This window comes from Acidobacteriota bacterium (assembly GCA_026393755.1).
Classification (GTDB): Bacteria; Acidobacteriota; Vicinamibacteria; order Vicinamibacterales; family JAKQTR01; genus JBAXOX01.
This window is the reverse complement of the sequence record JAPKZO010000036.1, coordinates 41,305-57,124: the sequence shown is the minus strand read 5'-3', so window position 1 is coordinate 57,124 and position 15,820 is coordinate 41,305. Positions and strand designations below refer to the sequence as shown.

Sequence of the window (15,820 nt, the reverse complement as noted above, 5' to 3'; positions counted from 1 at the left end):
ATTGCACATGATCAGCAGACGTGCCGGCTCCACCGAGGGACCCGGCAGTGACCAGGCTACTTCCTTCCGCTGAGCAAGATCCCGCCGCCCACAACCGCAAGGACGACGCCCGCCCACACGGGCACATTGACCTGCTGTTTCTCGCTCACGGAGATCTCGATGGGACCCAGCTTGGCGTCGTGGGTCTCTTTGGTGTAACTGAACCCGCCATAGACGAGCGCCAGAATCCCGGCCACCAGCACGACGACTCCAACTATCCGCATGTCATCCCCCTCATCCTGAACTGTGGCCGCCTGGCGGCCCGTTCCGATTTTCGCCACGGGCTGTCTACGAGTGCTTCTCGTCCACCTCGACGGTCTTCGACGTCCCGATTGAGACCGATAGCATGACCCCCAGCCCGATCGCGATCACGACTCCAATCACCGTCCACGTCGGCCCCACGCGATCGAGCACGCCAAGCTTCCACAGCGCGGCGATGAGTCCGCCCACGGCAATGACGTACCCCACCAGATACATGTGCATTGACTTCATGTTGTCCTCCGTGACGCGCTTTCGAGGTTGACCCTCATCTACCGCCGCCTGGAGACAAGGTGGATGATCGCGACGAAGATCGCGGCGCCGATGATCGACCACAGCACCGGAAAGGGATGCCCGCCGATCTGGAGCACGAGGGGTTCCGACAGGCCAAGCTTACCTGCCATCCAGGGCCCGAGCGCGGCTCCGATGAAGCCGAGAGCGACCGAGACGATCAGTCCGCCTCTGGCGCCCCCGGCGATGGCCTTCCCCACCGATCCGCAGACGGCTGCGATGACGATGAGGAGGATGAGACCCGGTAATGTGATCGTCATGACGGAATGGTCCTTTCGCTGACTGGTGAACGCGCCGTCGGGCCGGCGGTCGTTTCGGACCACCGGCCCTGACAGCACGGACTGCTGATTGTCGTTGACTCCAGCGCGTTACCGCCCCAGTCTCACCCGCAATCCAGCCCACACCAGGTAGTTGTTGCTGGGATCGCCGATGTGGTCGAAGAACAGACGGCCCTCGACCATGAAGAGCACCATGTGCTTCTCGCCTTTCGACAGCGGGAGGCCAAAGTGCAGAAGCCAGGCAGGCGTCCACGTGTCGCTCCGCGTAATGTCCCAGAGCGAGAGTCCGGTGCCGATGAAGGCGCCGCCGGACGCATACTTGTTCACCTCGGCATCGACAAAGAGTTCCGACTCCTTGACCTTCTGGCTGTCGGTGACCAGACTGATCGCCACGCCGACGGCTCCGGCTATTTCAACGTCGTTCCGGAATCGCTTCGCGACCCCGAACTTCACGCCGGCCAGCGGCGAGCACTGGGCGAAATCCGCGCCCGTGTCAGCATCCGGGCGTACGCGTCTTTCCTTGCCGCCGAGGACGTCGAAGAAGACCGCTGGGCCCGTGGGTTTCTCGATCGTGACGCTCGCCTCGCACGTGGCCGTGCCCTCGTAGCGGAAGTTGCCAGCCTCGAAGGGCTGCGCTGTCCTCACCGTCGCGGTGCCGTGATAGATGCCGTGCCGCCGCACCATAATCTTCCCGATGAGGGTGCTGTCGAGCGTGGTCTGTCCGACCGTTGCGCCCTTGTCGTCGCGCAGGTCCACCGTGATGGCGGGAGCGACGTTGCTCGTACCGGTTGAGCTCTTCGTCGCGTCAACCGAGATCTCGTAGCCGCCCTTCACTCGAAGGGAGGACAACACAAAGCTGCACGTCGGCGCGATCACCGTCTTGGGCGGCGGCGGCGGCGGCGGCTGGCATGCGTCCACGCGCATCGTTCGCGGCGCGAGGGTATACGGTCTGCCCTTCGTATCGCTGGCGTCGAACGCGTAGTCGCCGGATCTGGTGGTGGTGACTGTCCATGCCGACGCGGTCAACTCACCGGCCGGCTGGCCGTTGATCGCCACGCTCACCCGCTGCACGCGCGCCATGTCCTTGCTGCTGGCCCTCACGGTGGTCCGTATGTTGCCCGTGGCCGGATCGCACACCCGGTCAATCGATACGGTCACCGGCTCACCAGGGATCTCTGTGACCGACATGAGCGACAGGTTGGAACAAACCATCGGCAGGATGAATGTGTAGATCTTGTAGTCGTTCGTCACGCGGAAGAGAAATGCCTTGAACGGCTTGGGGCCTGCCCATCTGACGGCTTCGAGCCTGCCCGGCGTGCGGACTCGTTTCCCGATGTTGGGCCGGTAGGCCATCCACAGCAGGGTTGATCCCTTCCGGAACTCGCATTCCACGATGACGCCATCGGCTGGTGTCGCCTCGTCGCAGAAGCCGCCCTTTACTGAAGCGCCGGCCCCGGCGAGGGTCGCCAGCACGGCGTCCGCCGTTTCCGGAATGCCGCTCTCGGTCAGCACCAACCGGATGTCGTCCGCCATGCCCTTTCTTGCCGCCATCTGTTTCAGGTTGGCGGCCGATCTCAAGGGTGGCGCGTAGAACGCCGTCGGCCCGCCGAGATGAGTGGCCTCGTGCATGGCACCCGTGCTACTGCCCTGCCCGGCGGCCCCTGATGCCAGCGCGAGTCCCGCAACGACCGCGACGGCACCAACGGTACAACGACGACGAAGCACACCTATCATTGCTGACCTCCTTGTGAATACGGCATCTGGATGAGCCACCCGACGGCGCCGTTTCGGCGGCCAATCGATGCTTGCCCGGAACCTGCGACCCTCAACACTGCCGACACGGTCGCGCCACTTGTCCTTCCGCAACATGCTAGATGCGAAGAGTGACGCCGTCTGTTCACTTATGCACACGCCCCCGTCAGCTGGATCTTCCTGTGGCGCGGGGCGGCGGAGCCACAGTGTTCAACAGTGAACAGACGTCCGTGCTCCGCTTCGGCATGCTGGCGTCAAGCAGGAACGCGAAGGACACACGACATGCTGCCGGCTCGAATCCGATCACTCTTCCGCGTCGCACGGCGCCTGGCTACCCGGCTGACAGCCACGCGGCGACGGCGTGTCGTGCTCCTCGGTGCGGCGATCTTCCCCGTGGCGCTCGTGCTGCTGACGGGCGCGTGGCTGGTCCACCACGTCTACTTCGACCGTTCCGGCGTGCCGGACCTCGAGCCGTTCATCCGGTTCGAGCCTCCCACCACCGGCGTCGTCAACGACGTGCACGGCAAGGCGCTGATCGAGGTGGCGTATGAGTACCGCCGAGTCGTCACCTATGACGAGGTACCGACCGTCCTGCGCCAGGCCATCATCGCCGCCGAGGACAAGCGCTTCTTCTCTCATTCGGGCGTGGACTACAGCGCGCTGCCGCGGGTGATCCAGAAGATGGCGGCGCGCTCGTTCAGTGAATGGTGGAAGGGCGGCCATGGCTTGCGGCTGCTCCTGCCGCAAGGGGGTTCCACGCTGACGCAGCAACTGGTCCGCGGGTACTTCCTGCAGACGCTGACGAGCCGGCCGGACGCAGACGTGCGGTTCCACGCCGGTCTGGCCCCAACCCGGCTCCTCTCCGTGGTCCTGGGCGCGTCAGCCGTGAACAAACTCCTGCGAAAGATGGAAGAGGTCCGCCTCACGCTGTGGCTCGAACAGGAGATGCGCAGGCGATATGGATCGCAGGAGCGGGCCAAGCGCGAGATCTTTGCGCGCTATGCCAGCTTCATCTATCTGGGCAACGGCCGCTACGGCTTCGCCGCCGCCTCCGAGTATTACTTCGGCAAACCCCTGGCGAGCTATACACCGGCCGACGCGGGCAACGCCGCGCTGCTGGCGGCGATCAGCAAGTCGCCGCGCGACTACGCCCCGGTGGCAGGCAACCGGCGGACACTCGCTCGCCGCAATCAGATCCTCGGCCTCATGGCGCGCAGCGGAGCCATTCCCGAAGAACTGGCGAAGCGCTGCCAGGGCGAACCCATCCGCGTCGTGGCGCTGAGCCCGATCAAGACCGATGCACCGGCAGCGGTCGAGCACGTCCTCGACGAACTGACCCGGCGCGGCAAGAGCGGCGTCGGCGTCGAAGACCTGTTCCAGGGACGGATCGTCGTCCGTTCGACCATTGACGTGCGCGTGCAGACGATCGTGAACGAAGCGCTCGAGCACGGTCTGGCGAGCTACGAGAAGCGGCATCCGAAGATGAAGGGGCTGATCCAGGGATCGGTGGTCGTGCTCGGCAACGCGGAAGCGGCGATTCTGGCGGAGGTCGGCGGGCGGCAGGTCTACCGGGATCGCGATACGCGCTACTCCGACTACAACCGCGCCACCGGTTCGCTGCGCCAGCCGGGCTCCGCGATGAAGCCGCCCGTGTACCTGGCCGCGTTCGAAGCCGGCCTGGATATAGACACAACCGTGCCGGACGAGCCGATCGAGGTGCCGCTCGGAAACTCCGGCGGCGTCAAGTGGATCGCCAACTACGACAACCAGTTCAAGGGCCCCATCCCGATGCGCCAGGCCCTCGCCGAGTCGCGCAATGCCGTGGCCGTGTGGATCACTCGCGAGATTGGCGTCGGCACGGTGATCCGGATCGCCCACGAGATGGGGATCCGATCGCCGCTGCAGCCGTATCTGTCAACGGCGCTCGGGGCGTCAGAGGTGCGGCTGCTCGAGTTGGCGGACGCCTATCGCGCCATTGCTTCGGGCGTGCTGGCCGAACCGCACGTGATCGAGAGCGTGACCGACGTCTCCGGCAACCTGTTGTACGGCGCGCCGCTGCGCGGGCGTCAGATTGACTCCGACGCCCTGCGGTTGATTCAGGAAGGGCTCAGGGGCGTCGTGCGTCTCCCTGATGGCACGGCCCACAGTCTCGATTCCCGGGATTTTCCGGTCCCGGTGATGGGCAAGACCGGAACGACGAGCGATTTCCGCGATGCGCTCTTTGTGGGATCCACCTACGGGGCATCGGGGATCACGGTGGCGGTCCGGATCGGCTTTGACGACAATCGCCCCCTGGGAGGGAGCGAGACTGGCGGGCGCACCGCGTTGCCGATCTTCCGCGAAATCATGCTCCGCATCTACAAGGACCAGCTCGCCGGAAAGGCGCCGCACTTTCCCCGCGAGATCGAGGACGGGATTGACAAGTACCTGGCGCTGCTGGCGCCGGCGGAGGCGAGCGGCACCGCGCGGCCTGGAGCCTCCCCTGCCGCGACGCCCCCAGGAGCAGTGTCCGCCAAGGCTCAGACTGGCCGGCCCAAAGCCGCGCCGATGATCGACAACAAGACCGCAGTGTCGCCTCTGCTCGAGGCAATTCGCGAGAGGCCTCATTAGCGGCCTCCATCGGCACAGACGCCCTGACGGTCATTCGACGCGACGTCGTCGATCTCGCACGCGCGCCAACCGGTGTACACAAGTGGACAGACCTTCGTGGGCGTCACTGCTAGTCTCATGGTACGGAAGTAACGGCGGGACGTAGACAACTGTCTGATTTCACGTGGGTGATCAACATGCTCTGGACAATCTTCGTCATTCTGCTCGTCTTGTGGTTCCTGGGACTGGTGACGTCCTACACGATGGGTGGGTTCATCCACATCCTTCTGGTGGTGGCCGTCGTCGCGTTGCTGATCAGGGTGATTCAGGGACGCCGGATCGCGTGATGTCGAGGAAGGCCGCCAGGATTCATCCTGGCGGTTGTTCTGCACGTTCGATTCCGGGGGAGCGAACTCAACGAGAAACGGTCGGGTGGGCGGCGCCCGGAGTCTGCGTCAGACGATAGCAGTCTGCGTACAATTGGGCGAGCTTGCCCTTGACCACGGGGTTGGCCCGGGCGAGGTCCGAGGTAATCTCATCGCGGCGAGCGATCACGGCCTGTAACGAAGATGCCGCGTCCTGGTTGGCTGGACGCGCAATCGCGCCTCTCACGGCGTCGAAGAACGGCGTGGCCAGCTGGGCGGCGAGCCCGTAGTTATCTCGGTTCGCTTCATAACTCATCATCCCGAGTTGGACCTCGAGTCCAGTCAACATCAACTGCTGCGTGAGCCGCTCCTGTTCCGCCCGCGCGTCGCGGGCATTGAGAGAGGCGGGCACGTACCCCAGCAGGAACGTGCCCAGCAGGACGAGAGCGCCGATCCCGAGTCGCTTTGGTACCGAGACGGCCACGTGCCCCTCCTCGACTTACGCCGTTGGCTGGGTGCCGGCAGATCGGCGCCGCAGCCGAAGGTACCCGACGCCCAGGAGTCCCGCGAGGAGAAACGCCGCCGCCCACTGCGGTAGCGTCGGAACGGGGGTGGTGCTGCAGCCGCCGATCGTGTTGCCGCCGGAACCAGGCATCGACACCGCGCCTGTTGCACCGGTTCCAGCCAGGACACGCCCGGACACGGTGCCTCCCCCCACGGTGATGCTCGCGTCCGAGATGACGGTGCCGATGAAGGACGTTCCATTGAGCGTTGCGGACGTGCCGACCCGCCAGTACACGTTGCACGGATTCGCGGTGCCGGTCACCGCTGAACTGGTGTTCATCGTGAGCGTGCTCGCAACGTTGAAGATGAAGATGCCCGATCCGTTGAGCGTGAGGGTGGTCGATGCCGGCAGGTCTGCCGCACCCAGTGAATAGACACCCGGGCCGATGATTCCGTTGGTACTCAGATTGTCATTCAACGTCGTTCCGCCCTGGCCGGCCAGGAAATCGTACGCCGTCTTGGCGTCCGTGTGCGCCTGCTGTACGACTCCATCAGCGGAGCGGTGAACCGTGTAAGGCGCAGCGGCCGTCGAAGGAGGAAAATTGTTGATGGTGGGAGTCGGGTAAGAACCCACGTCGCCGCTGACCACCGTGCCGGATCCTGTGGACCCGGTCACGGCCGAGTTCGCGAGTACGCCGAACTGGCCCGCAGTTCCAAGTGTCGGGGCCACCTGGGCCAGTGCGGAGGACGAACCGACGAGCAGCGCGGCGGATGCCACACTCACAACCAGGCTGAAGCATAGACGCTTCATGTTGCATCTCCCTGTTCCGACGTACGTCGCGGAGTATCAGGTCCGGCCGATATCGGATCGGCGCTATTCGTTGTGACTATATGGCAGCGCCGCGGCACCGGCTGTTCCCTATTGAACATCCCGATCCCGAGACGGCTGGGTATATTCCGTCCGCGCCGTGTCTCGATCCAGGAGGTTCGACGTGCCGACGGACACTGTCCACAGCCCGACCCGGGCCGCTAGTTTCGCCCTGCGAGCGACGGCCTGGAGCCTGGGTTCGTTCGGCCTTCTGCGCCTCCCCTGGTTCGAGACACACGCGCTGCTGCCTCTTACCCGACTTGAGTCACGGCTCGCGGTGACGTTTTGTGGAGCCCCCGCCGGCTCCATCGACGTCACTCTCTCGTGCAGCGGCGCCGATGCGCTGGCGATTTGTGCTGGCGCCATCCTCGCGTACCCAACCAGTCGGCGCATGCGGCTGGCCGGAGCCGGCGGCGGCCTGATGCTGGTCCTCGGCCTCAACACGCTGCGCATCGGCACGCTCGGCCGCGTCGCCGTCTCGCCGGTGTGGTTCGAGATACTCCACCTCTACGCATGGCCCGCGGCGCTCATCCTCGCCGTCGCGGCGTACGTCTTCGGCTGGATGCGCCGCGCAGACGGCGACACCGGAGACCGGAATCATGTTGGCGAATCCGTCACGCGCGTCACGCCGCCGGTCGCGGCGTTCTCCTCGGCCCGCCTGACGCCGCGCTTCATCATTGTCGCGGGGGCGTTGCTCTTTCTGTCTACCGCCGCGTCGCCGCTCTACGTCGAGAGCGCTGGCGTTCTCGCGGTGGCTGCCTTCATCAGCCGTGCAGCGGCAACGGTTCTCTCTGTCTTCGGCGTTGAGGCTCATGCTGCAGTCAATGTGCTGTGGACATCCAGGGGCGGTTTCGAGGTGACCCAGGAGTGCATCTCCACGCCGCTCATCCCGATCTACCTGGCGGCGGTCATCGCCTATGCCGGCACGTGGCGCCGGTGCGCGCTGGGTCTGGCCGCCGCGGCACCGCTCTTCATCGGTCTCGGCATCGCCCGGCTGCTGGTGGTGGCACTCCCGGCCGCACTGGTGGCATCACCGTTCTTCCTGATCCACGCGTTCTACCAGCTGCTTCTCGCCGCCGCGGTCGTCGCCGCCGCCGCGGTCTGGCGTCACGGCGCCGGCGGCACAGGCGCGCGTCTGGCACTGACGGGCATGACGCTGGGCGTGCTGGTCGCATATCTGCTCGGCGTACCGTACGCGCACGTCCTGACTCGCGCGGCGGAACTTGTCGGCGGCGCTGTGCCTGCTGGTGTTGGGGCAGGCAAGCCGCTCGACGATCCGCAGGGCGCCGTCATGCTGCTTCCCGCCTTTCAGGTTGGCCTCTTCATGGCGGTGTGGGTCGCGGCCTTCGCCGCCATCGGGTGGAGACGATTGATAATCGGCCTGGCACTCCTCGAGTTCGTCCAGATGGCGACCTTTGTGGCATTGCGCCTCCTTGCCAGCCGTTCTGATCTCACGCTCCACGTCCGCGACGTGCGCGCGTGGGCGGTGATCGGCCCGCTGCTCGTCGTCCTGGCCATCGCGAACATCGACTGGCTGCTTCGCCGGCCCGTGCGGGCCGGGGCGGCGGAACGCGACGGCACGGCTGATGCGTCACGGATCGGTTGATTGGGATGGCAACAGATGACCCGTCGAGGCGTTCGCCTGGCGCGGATGTCGCGTCTGCGGCAATCGCGACGCTCTGGGCGGGGTACCTCGTGGTTCTTCCCTTCCACCGTCTCTGGGTTCTTCCGTGGCTGGGCGTCAAACTCCAACCCCCTGAAATCGTGTTGGTGTTACTGGTCGGCGCCTCGGCTGTCATGTGGTTGCGGGGAAGCGTGCAGTGGCGGTTCGCCCTTACCGATGTTGCGGCGGCCGCATGGCTCGCCGCCAACGTGCTGGCGTATGCGTGGTCGAGCGAGCCACGCAGCCGAGACGGGCTCATCGAAACTTTGGGGGCTGTCTCTCTGACCGGTCTCTACCTCGTCGTGCGCCTCACGGCGACACCGCGTCTTCTCGATCGCTTTGGCGACTGGTTCGGGTACTCGGCCGCCGTCGCCGCGGCGATCGGGATCGCCGGCAGCCTTGCGTCATACGCCGGCCTTGCCAATCGACTGGCGACCGTCGCGCTGACGCCTGTTCCCTACCTCGGACACGCTGCCCGGGCGCAGGCGCTCACTGCCGGCCCGCAGATGCTGGCGAGCATGATTCTGATGGCGGTTCCCCTGTTTGTCGCGAGCAGAATGAGGCAGGGATGGCGGCGCCGCGATCGTGCGCTCGTCTTCTTGCTGGTGCTGGGTCTCGGCGCCACGTTCTCGAAGACCGCGATGTGTCTGGCTGCCGCTCTAAGCGTGATGTGGGCGTTGGCTCAACCGATCCGGCGGGGACCCCGACCCCACCGCCCACGCGTGCGGCTGGGGCTGGCTGTCGCAGTGTGTGTGATCGTGGCATCCGTCTTCACTTTGGGATCGCACGTGATGGTGCTGCGGGGAACCGCCATCGCGAACATGAGCGCGGCTCAACTGGTCGGCGGCACGCCGCTCGCGTCGTTTCGGTGGCGCGACGACAACTGGGTCGTGATGCCGACGACGTACCTCTTCAACAAGCGCGCCAGCCTTCTCGCGATTGAACGCTCGTGGCCTGCAGGTGTTGGGCCCGCAGGTCAAGAGGCCTTCACATCCGGTCTGCAGCGCGAGGGTCGGTTTCCGAGCACGATCTGGCTCATCACCCCTCACTCGACCTACCTGAAGCCGGTGGCCGAACTCGGGGCAGCGGGACTTGCGGCTCTCCTGTTGATCCTGATCGCGGGCGGCTCGACGATCCGCCGTCTGTTGGCCGGATCCGCGCTTCTCCGGTGGGAGGCCGCTGCCTACGCCGGAGCCGGAACGGCGTTCCTCATCGAGGCGATCTCGACCGATCTGCTGAACTGCAGGCACTACTGGCTTCTCTTTGCGGTGATGGCTGCGCGGCTGGACGTGCACACGCCAGGTGTGAAGGGTCGGGTTCAGGAACGGTGACGCGGCGCCGGCGCTCCCCTCTCATCCCGCGGCCGCAGCGTCCGGCTTCACGACGATCGTCGCGAGTAAATACCCATGTCGCCGCACGGCTGGCCAGTGGCGATCGAGAAAGGCGAACGGCCAGACGAGGGCGCCAGTGACCGTCGCGAGCGGCCGGCACCACGCATGACACGCGAGATCAATCATTCTGAGCCAGCCCGGAACAAACAGAATCGCCGTTTCGGCAACCACCTCGAGGCCGGCCCGCTCGAGCATCTTCCTCAGGGCACGGCGGGAGTAGGATCTTTCGTCGCCATAGGCATAGAGCCCCATAGCCTGGAGCGCAGCCACGAAGACGGGCCGGAGAAACGGATCGTAACGATTCGGCACGCCGACGATGGCGCGCCCGCCCGGCTTGAGCACGCGAGCCATCTCCTCAATCGCCCGTTGGGTCTCGTCGAAGTGCTCGATCGTTCCCATGGAGTAGATCGCGTCGAAGCTCGCGTCGAGGAAGGGCAGCTCGCGAAGATCGGCCACCGTGCCGTGACAACCGTTCGGCTTGCGCTCGAAGGCGGCGCGAGCCCGGATCACGGTGGGCTCGGAGATGTCGATGCCGTAGACGCGGGCGCCCTGCTCGCCAGCCCAGACCAGGATACGCGTGTTTCTGGCTTCGTCCCAGAGGTCGGTCTTGAAGAGGCTCAGGCCCTTCAGCGACGGAAAGTGATCAGTGAAGAGACGGCGTTCGTTGTCTGCGTAGTACCGCGTCGAGGCTGCCCCGCCCAGGTCGGGAAACCGGTCGCCCAGGTCGGCCCAGAAGCGCCGATACCGCTTGGCGGGCGTCAGACGGACAGGCTTGCGTGCGCGTCGCCCGCGAGTGAGCACGGCACGTCCTCCCGGCCTGCCCCAGTCGCTCATAACTCAACGGGGCCGTGCGGCTGGCTCAGCCACCCGAGCCCATGACGCCAGGCCACCGACAAGGCTGCGACGACCGGAACCGCCAGGAATATCCCGGCGAGTCCACCTAGTTCGAAGCCGACGAGTACCGCGACGATCACGGCCAATGGATGCAGATGGACACCGTTTCCCATCAGGCGTGGATAGATCACGTAGTCTTCGATCACCCGCATGATCACGAGGAAACCGGTCGAATAGACCGCCAGCATTGGTGCGTGCAGTGCTCCGACGATGCCGGCGACGACGATGATCAGAATCGGGCCGACAAACGGAATGAACTCGACCACACCCGCGAGCACGCCGAGCAGGACCGCATACGGCAGACCGAGCGCTGCAAACCCGAGCCCGCAGACGACGCCGACCAGCAGGCACGCCAGAAGTTGCGCGCGAATGTAGGCGGCCAGCGTCGTGTTCAGCTCGTCGAACAGGTGGTATCCGCGCCCGCGAAAGCGTTCTGGAAGCGCGTCGAGGGTGGACTGCCTGAGACGCTCGGCATCTTTCAGGAGAAAGAATGACAGAACGGGAATCAACACCAGCCACGGCAGGTACGAGAGGATGCCGAAGCCGGCGACGAGCGAGTTCCGTACACCTTCGACGATGCGATCGCCAACGTCGCCCAACCCCTGGTCGACGCGTCGTCGCACTTCGATCGGCAGTCTCAACCGCTGGTAGTACCTCGACCACCCTCCCTGCCACGTGCGCAGTGACTGCGCGTAGCCTGGCGCCAGCGACGCGGCCTCATCGACTTGCTGGGACACGGTTGGAAGGAGAATTGCGGCTCCGCCCCACGCGACCCCGGCGATGATTGCGTAGATGATGCCGATGGCCACCCCTCGCGACAGGCGCGGCGGGATTCTCACGGCGCGTAACGGAACCTCGGCGGATTGCACGAGCGGGGCAATCAGGTACGCAAACAACATCGCGACAATCAACGCGACAGCAATGCGTTCCAGCCTGTAGAGCACCACGGCGCCGACGGCCACCGCAGTGATTGTCTGGACAAACCGGTACATGTTTCGGACGCCTCGATCGTGGACAGTACCTCTGGCGCCTGACGGCAGGCTGTTCCAAAGTGAACACGCCCGTACGTCGCATCGGCTGCACAATCAGGAGGTTGAAGGCGATGAGGGACAACACCATGAAGAACATCCTGCTGGCCGTCGGTCTCGCGCTCGTGGTTGCCGGTGCCGGCTGCTCGGGCAAAGTCAATCTTGAAAAGGTGCCGGTCGGCACCCAGATCGAAGTCACGCGACAGGACGGCGGCGTCGTCACCGGAACGCTCGCCGCACTCGACGATCAGAGCGTGAGCATCACTGTGGGGTCGGCCACTCGCGTGGTCCCTCGCGGTCAAATCGTCGACGTGCGCCTGGTGAACCAGACCCCAGGCCCGCTTCCCGCGATGGCGAAATTCCGCGAATTCACGGTCCCGGACGGAACCAGGCTCGCCGTCCGATTGGAGTCGCCGGTCGGTTCGGACTCAAGCCGCGTCGAAGATCCGGTCGAGGCGACGCTCACCAACGCGATACTGGTCGACGGCACAGAGGTCATTCCTGCCGGCAGCGTTGTCCGGGGCGCGGTCGTGGGGGTCCAGTCGTCCGGGAAGGTAAAGGGCCGCGGCACGCTGGCGCTCCTCTTCAGTTCGGTGTCGGTCGCGGGGCGCGACGAGCGGTACCAGATTGCGGCGCGCGTCAGCTTTCTGGCGCCCTCTGGGAAGAACAAGGATATCGCCACGATCGGCATCCCAGCGGCCGGCGGTGCGATTCTCGGTGCGATTTTCGGCGGCAAGAAGGGTGCCGCGATTGGCGGGGCCATCGGCGGAGGCGCCGGGACGGCCGTGACAATGAACCAGCGCGGTCCACAGATCCACCTGCCGCGCGGCACGGTGCTGTCGCTTGGCCTCGATCAGGCGGTCGACGTTCGCGTGCCGATCAAGAAGGGGTAGCCGAGTCGGTTCCCGACCCGCCGGCGGCCTGCGCGAAAGCAGGCCGCCGGCCCGGGTTCACTTCTTGATTGCGGCGCCGATGTCCTTGATAGCGTCGCCGGTCTCTCGACGGATGTGACCGACCGCCTCCTGCACCTTGCCGGAAGCCTCGTCCTTTCGACCCTCGGCCTTCAAGTCCTTGTTGCCGGTCAGATCGCCCGCCGCCTGTTTGGCCCGACCCTTCGCCTGATCGATCTTCCCGTCGCGTTCATCTTTGTTCCACATGTGCCGTCTCCTGTGTGAAGTTCTCCGTGATCTGCTGATGTGACCACCCGTCGGCGATCGTTTACTGTCTCCTTGGGTCGCCCGACAGGATGGTCAACTCCGTGCCGCGCGGCAGATCGAGCCGATCCCGTCCTTCGATCATGACCGTGCCGGCACCCCCACTCGCGCCAATCGCCGCACCGATGGCGGCACCTTTGCCGCCGCCGGCCACCGCGCCAATGAGCGCGCCGAGCGCTGCGCCAAGGACGCTGCGTTCCACGATCTTCTGGGTCTGGCCGTCGCGATTATCCACGCCGCCTTCTCGATTGACCCTGATCGTCTCTCCGCCTGGCGTGCGGACGTCCACGATGATCCCGTCGAACTGATACGAACGGCCGTTGCGAAACCGGATACTCTGCAGGTTCAGCATCATGCCCGCCCGTCCTCTCATGCGTCCCGAATCGTTCACGGAGGACACGCTCCCCTGGATCGCGGCGCCCGCATACTGTGACGGGCTTTGGGTGGTCATCGTAAAGGAGTCGCCCTCACGTGCATTTGCCGTGGTCAGGTCGTTGTCCAGCACCACGATGAAGCGTGTGCCATCCGGCACGCCGACATCGCGTCCCGGTCCGACAACGTTGCGGGTCGGGCCTGGAGTCCCGATGGTCTCGATGTTCCATCGGGCCTCATTCGACAGCCGCCGATAGGAGCTTCGAACCGTCACTGGTTGACGGAGCCGCTCATCATCGATGGTGCGCGTCATGTACAGGCTGCGGCCGTTGTTCATCGGATCGAAGGTCACCGTGAAATCACTGCCTCGATAACCGGTGGTCACCACCACCAGCCGTTCCCCCTCGAGAGTGGCGCGGGTGTTCATGGTTCGCCCAGCAGACCATTCTTCCTGGCGGTCCAGGCCGTCAGCTTCGAATGTCACGCGCGCGGCTCGCGTTGACGCCATCGTCACGCTGTTCGCATGGCGCTCGATCGCGATCTGATCGGGCGCCTCTAGCCGGGCCAGCAGGCTCTGATACGTCCGGTCCCTCTGGTCAGAAGGCACCGCGCTGGCAGCCCGTTGAGCGGCCCGCTGCGGATCGTCGCCCTGGTTGAGATCAAGCTGATAGGTGCCTGTCAGAAGATGGCGAAAGCCCGGGCGCTGGGCCGTCGCCGCGCTGGCACTCGCGACCAGCAGTCCAACCCCCAGAATCATCACGTGCCTGAAACGTTTCATCGAAGTCCTCCTCGGTAACGAACACACCGGCTCGAACATGTCGTCAATATCCCGAGCGTACCAGTGCGGCTGCTGGACGGATGTACAAGAACGCACAGGCCACCGGCTGGCCGCGGTCACCCGGCCTCCCCGGCACGATCATCTGAACCAGCCACGCGGGGGGGTGTTCCCAACGGCACATACGCGTATCAGCGATTGCCCTATCGTGGTTGGTACGAGTCGCGCGTCAACCCGAACGGTGCGGGGCGGCTGGATGAGCAGGCACGACGGGAAGATGAGCGTCGAGTCAGGGGCGCGCCCGGTCACGTAGGTGAGGCGGCTTGGTGGACGGGGTTGCCGGCGAGTGATACAGAGTTTGAAAAGAGGTGGGCAATGAGAGGCAATGTCTTGAATCGGATGGTCGGGGCGGTGGGAATCGGCGCAGTCGCACTGTTGGGATTGGGCGTCGCGCTCAACGCCCAGCCACAGCGGGGTCAGCAACAGCAGCAGGACCAGAAGGACAAGAAGCAGCAGGAGGCGAATAAGCGCGCCCAGCAGGCGAAGGATAAACAGGCGAAGGACAAGCAGGCGCAGGATCAACAGCAGGCTCGGGCGGCACAGCAGCAGCAGGCGCAGCGCAATCAGCAGCAGGCGCAGCGCAATCAGCAGCAGGCCGCGCGCAATCAGCAGCAGGCGCAGAATCAGCAGCAGGCTGCACGCGTCGCGCAACAGCAGCAGGCTGCACGCGTGACCCAACGGCAGCAGGTCCAGCAACAGAATGCGCGCGTGGCGCAGCAGCAGCAGGCTGCGCGGGATCAGCAGCTACAGCAGACGCGCGTGGCGCAGCAGCCGCGGTCGTTTCAGCGCCTCGCCCAGCCTGAGCAACAGAGGTTGATTGTCCAGCAGCAACAGCGTCTGGTGCAGTACGGAGCTGTTCTGAATCAGCAGACGCGCGTGGCGCAGGACCAGGCCGTCCAACTACAGCGGGCGAACCGCACGGCGCAGTACAACGTGCAACTACAGTACGTGGCGGGCCTCAATCAGCTGCGGGTGGGTATCCAGAGTCAGCGCAACTACAACTACGGCTCCGACCCGTACTTCTACACGCGCTCAACGTATCGTTACTCTCGTGGAGGCCAGTACTACGAGACGAATCAGTACGGCGTGGACCTGCTGCGGCAGGCGGTGAACTACGGCTATGACCAGGGTCTTCGCGCCGGGATGGCAGACCGGCAGGATCGCTGGGCCGGCAACTACCGGAACGCCTACGCGTATCAGGATGCGAACTTCGGGTACAACGGCTTCTACGTCGATCGCGGCGACTACAACTATTACTTCCGCGAGGGCTTCCGTCGCGGCTATCAGGATGGCTACGGCGGCCGCTATCAGTACGGCACGTATGTCAGCGGGAGAGGCACGATTCTGGGCGCCATCGCGGCGACCATCCTCAACTTCCAGTCGATTCGCTAGCCTCGGTGATGTTCTGAACCGGGCGTCCGGCCGCTGACGACATAGGCCAGTGGACCCGAGCGCCCGGGTTCCGAACTCCTCCTCGAA

At 65.1% G+C, this 15,820-nt stretch carries 16 protein-coding genes; 6 read left to right on the top strand and 10 right to left on the bottom strand.

Features of this window, described 5'->3' with window-relative positions:
* Positions 1-56 precede the first annotated feature (56 nt).
* The 4 genes from NTV05_15610 to NTV05_15595 form a co-directional block, all read right to left on the bottom strand.
* Entirely contained in the window at positions 57-263 is a 207-nt protein-coding gene (locus tag NTV05_15610; GenBank protein ID MCX6545826.1) for a hypothetical protein, read from the bottom strand.
* 64 nt (positions 264-327) lie between these two features.
* Positions 328-531 (bottom strand): hypothetical protein, encoded by a 204-nt coding sequence (locus tag NTV05_15605; protein ID MCX6545825.1) that lies wholly within the window; start codon positions 529-531, stop codon positions 328-330.
* 38 nt (positions 532-569) lie between these two features.
* On the bottom strand, positions 570-848 hold the full coding sequence (locus NTV05_15600; protein ID MCX6545824.1) for a GlsB/YeaQ/YmgE family stress response membrane protein: 279 nt from the start codon (positions 846-848) through the stop codon (positions 570-572).
* A 108-nt stretch (positions 849-956) separates the two neighbouring features.
* Positions 957-2,495, bottom strand: a complete 1,539-nt coding sequence (locus tag NTV05_15595) for a hypothetical protein (protein MCX6545823.1) — start codon at positions 2,493-2,495, stop codon at positions 957-959.
* A 405-nt stretch (positions 2,496-2,900) separates the two neighbouring features.
* Here NTV05_15595 and NTV05_15590 point away from each other — a divergent pair, with 405 nt between their 5' ends.
* Both NTV05_15590 and NTV05_15585 read left to right on the top strand, forming a co-directional pair.
* Positions 2,901-5,228, top strand: a complete 2,328-nt coding sequence (locus tag NTV05_15590; GenBank protein MCX6545822.1) for a transglycosylase domain-containing protein — start codon at positions 2,901-2,903, stop codon at positions 5,226-5,228.
* A 176-nt stretch (positions 5,229-5,404) separates the two neighbouring features.
* Entirely contained in the window at positions 5,405-5,554 is a 150-nt protein-coding gene (locus NTV05_15585; protein ID MCX6545821.1) for a lmo0937 family membrane protein, read from the top strand.
* 67 nt (positions 5,555-5,621) lie between these two features.
* Here NTV05_15585 and NTV05_15580 read toward each other — a convergent pair whose 3' ends face one another.
* Positions 5,622-6,056 carry a hypothetical protein gene (locus tag NTV05_15580; GenBank protein MCX6545820.1) on the bottom strand — a complete coding sequence of 145 codons (435 nt, stop codon included), beginning with the start codon at positions 6,054-6,056 and terminating at the stop codon, positions 5,622-5,624.
* A gap of 15 nt (positions 6,057-6,071) precedes the next feature.
* On the bottom strand, positions 6,072-6,887 hold the full coding sequence (locus NTV05_15575) for an ice-binding family protein (protein MCX6545819.1): 816 nt from the start codon (positions 6,885-6,887) through the stop codon (positions 6,072-6,074).
* Between the two features lie 181 nt (positions 6,888-7,068).
* On the opposite strand from NTV05_15575, the gene NTV05_15570 reads away from it, so the two are divergent.
* Positions 7,069-8,550 carry a hypothetical protein gene (locus tag NTV05_15570; GenBank protein ID MCX6545818.1) on the top strand — a complete coding sequence of 494 codons (1,482 nt, stop codon included), beginning with the start codon at positions 7,069-7,071 and terminating at the stop codon, positions 8,548-8,550.
* Positions 8,551-8,555: 5 nt separating this feature from the next.
* On the top strand, positions 8,556-9,938 hold the full coding sequence (locus NTV05_15565; GenBank protein ID MCX6545817.1) for a hypothetical protein: 1,383 nt from the start codon (positions 8,556-8,558) through the stop codon (positions 9,936-9,938).
* A gap of 21 nt (positions 9,939-9,959) precedes the next feature.
* Here NTV05_15565 and NTV05_15560 read toward each other — a convergent pair whose 3' ends face one another.
* Together NTV05_15560 and NTV05_15555 are read right to left on the bottom strand one after the other, a co-directional pair.
* Complete coding sequence (locus NTV05_15560) at positions 9,960-10,799, bottom strand: methyltransferase domain-containing protein (GenBank protein ID MCX6545816.1); 840 nt, start codon at positions 10,797-10,799, stop codon at positions 9,960-9,962.
* Between the two features lie 29 nt (positions 10,800-10,828).
* The gene (locus NTV05_15555; GenBank protein MCX6545815.1) at positions 10,829-11,884 is read right to left on the bottom strand and encodes an AI-2E family transporter; all 1,056 of its coding nucleotides are present in this window, start codon (positions 11,882-11,884) and stop codon (positions 10,829-10,831) included.
* 110 nt (positions 11,885-11,994) lie between these two features.
* On the opposite strand from NTV05_15555, the gene NTV05_15550 reads away from it, so the two are divergent.
* On the top strand, positions 11,995-12,813 hold the full coding sequence (locus NTV05_15550; GenBank protein MCX6545814.1) for a hypothetical protein: 819 nt from the start codon (positions 11,995-11,997) through the stop codon (positions 12,811-12,813).
* Between the two features lie 57 nt (positions 12,814-12,870).
* On the opposite strand, the gene NTV05_15545 is transcribed toward NTV05_15550, so the two are convergent.
* Together NTV05_15545 and NTV05_15540 are read right to left on the bottom strand one after the other, a co-directional pair.
* Positions 12,871-13,077 (bottom strand): CsbD family protein, encoded by a 207-nt coding sequence (locus tag NTV05_15545; protein MCX6545813.1) that lies wholly within the window; start codon positions 13,075-13,077, stop codon positions 12,871-12,873.
* 61 nt (positions 13,078-13,138) lie between these two features.
* Positions 13,139-14,284: a hypothetical protein gene (locus NTV05_15540; GenBank protein MCX6545812.1), complete on the bottom strand. Its 1,146-nt coding sequence runs from the start codon at positions 14,282-14,284 to the stop codon at positions 13,139-13,141.
* Positions 14,285-14,656: 372 nt separating this feature from the next.
* On the opposite strand from NTV05_15540, the gene NTV05_15535 reads away from it, so the two are divergent.
* The gene (locus NTV05_15535; protein MCX6545811.1) at positions 14,657-15,733 is read left to right on the top strand and encodes a hypothetical protein; all 1,077 of its coding nucleotides are present in this window, start codon (positions 14,657-14,659) and stop codon (positions 15,731-15,733) included.
* Positions 15,734-15,820: the final 87 nt, after the last annotated feature.

Bases quoted from the DNA above. Each gene is read 5' to 3' on its own strand.
- NTV05_15550 (MCX6545814.1), top strand. From the start codon at position 11,995: ATGAGGGACAACACCATGAAGAACATCCTGCTGGCCGTCGGTCTCGCG.
- NTV05_15575 (MCX6545819.1), bottom strand. From the start codon at position 6,887: ATGAAGCGTCTATGCTTCAGCCTGGTTGTGAGTGTGGCATCCGCCGCG.
- NTV05_15590 (MCX6545822.1), top strand. From the start codon at position 2,901: ATGCTGCCGGCTCGAATCCGATCACTCTTCCGCGTCGCACGGCGCCTG.
- NTV05_15595 (MCX6545823.1), bottom strand. From the start codon at position 2,495: ATGCACGAGGCCACTCATCTCGGCGGGCCGACGGCGTTCTACGCGCCA.
- NTV05_15565 (MCX6545817.1), top strand. From the start codon at position 8,556: ATGGCAACAGATGACCCGTCGAGGCGTTCGCCTGGCGCGGATGTCGCG.
- NTV05_15535 (MCX6545811.1), top strand. From the start codon at position 14,657: ATGAGAGGCAATGTCTTGAATCGGATGGTCGGGGCGGTGGGAATCGGC.
- NTV05_15585 (MCX6545821.1), top strand. From the start codon at position 5,405: ATGCTCTGGACAATCTTCGTCATTCTGCTCGTCTTGTGGTTCCTGGGA.
- NTV05_15605 (MCX6545825.1), bottom strand. From the start codon at position 531: ATGAAGTCAATGCACATGTATCTGGTGGGGTACGTCATTGCCGTGGGC.
- NTV05_15610 (MCX6545826.1), bottom strand. From the start codon at position 263: ATGCGGATAGTTGGAGTCGTCGTGCTGGTGGCCGGGATTCTGGCGCTC.
- NTV05_15555 (MCX6545815.1), bottom strand. From the start codon at position 11,884: ATGTACCGGTTTGTCCAGACAATCACTGCGGTGGCCGTCGGCGCCGTG.
- NTV05_15545 (MCX6545813.1), bottom strand. From the start codon at position 13,077: ATGTGGAACAAAGATGAACGCGACGGGAAGATCGATCAGGCGAAGGGT.
- NTV05_15600 (MCX6545824.1), bottom strand. From the start codon at position 848: ATGACGATCACATTACCGGGTCTCATCCTCCTCATCGTCATCGCAGCC.
- NTV05_15540 (MCX6545812.1), bottom strand. From the start codon at position 14,284: ATGAAACGTTTCAGGCACGTGATGATTCTGGGGGTTGGACTGCTGGTC.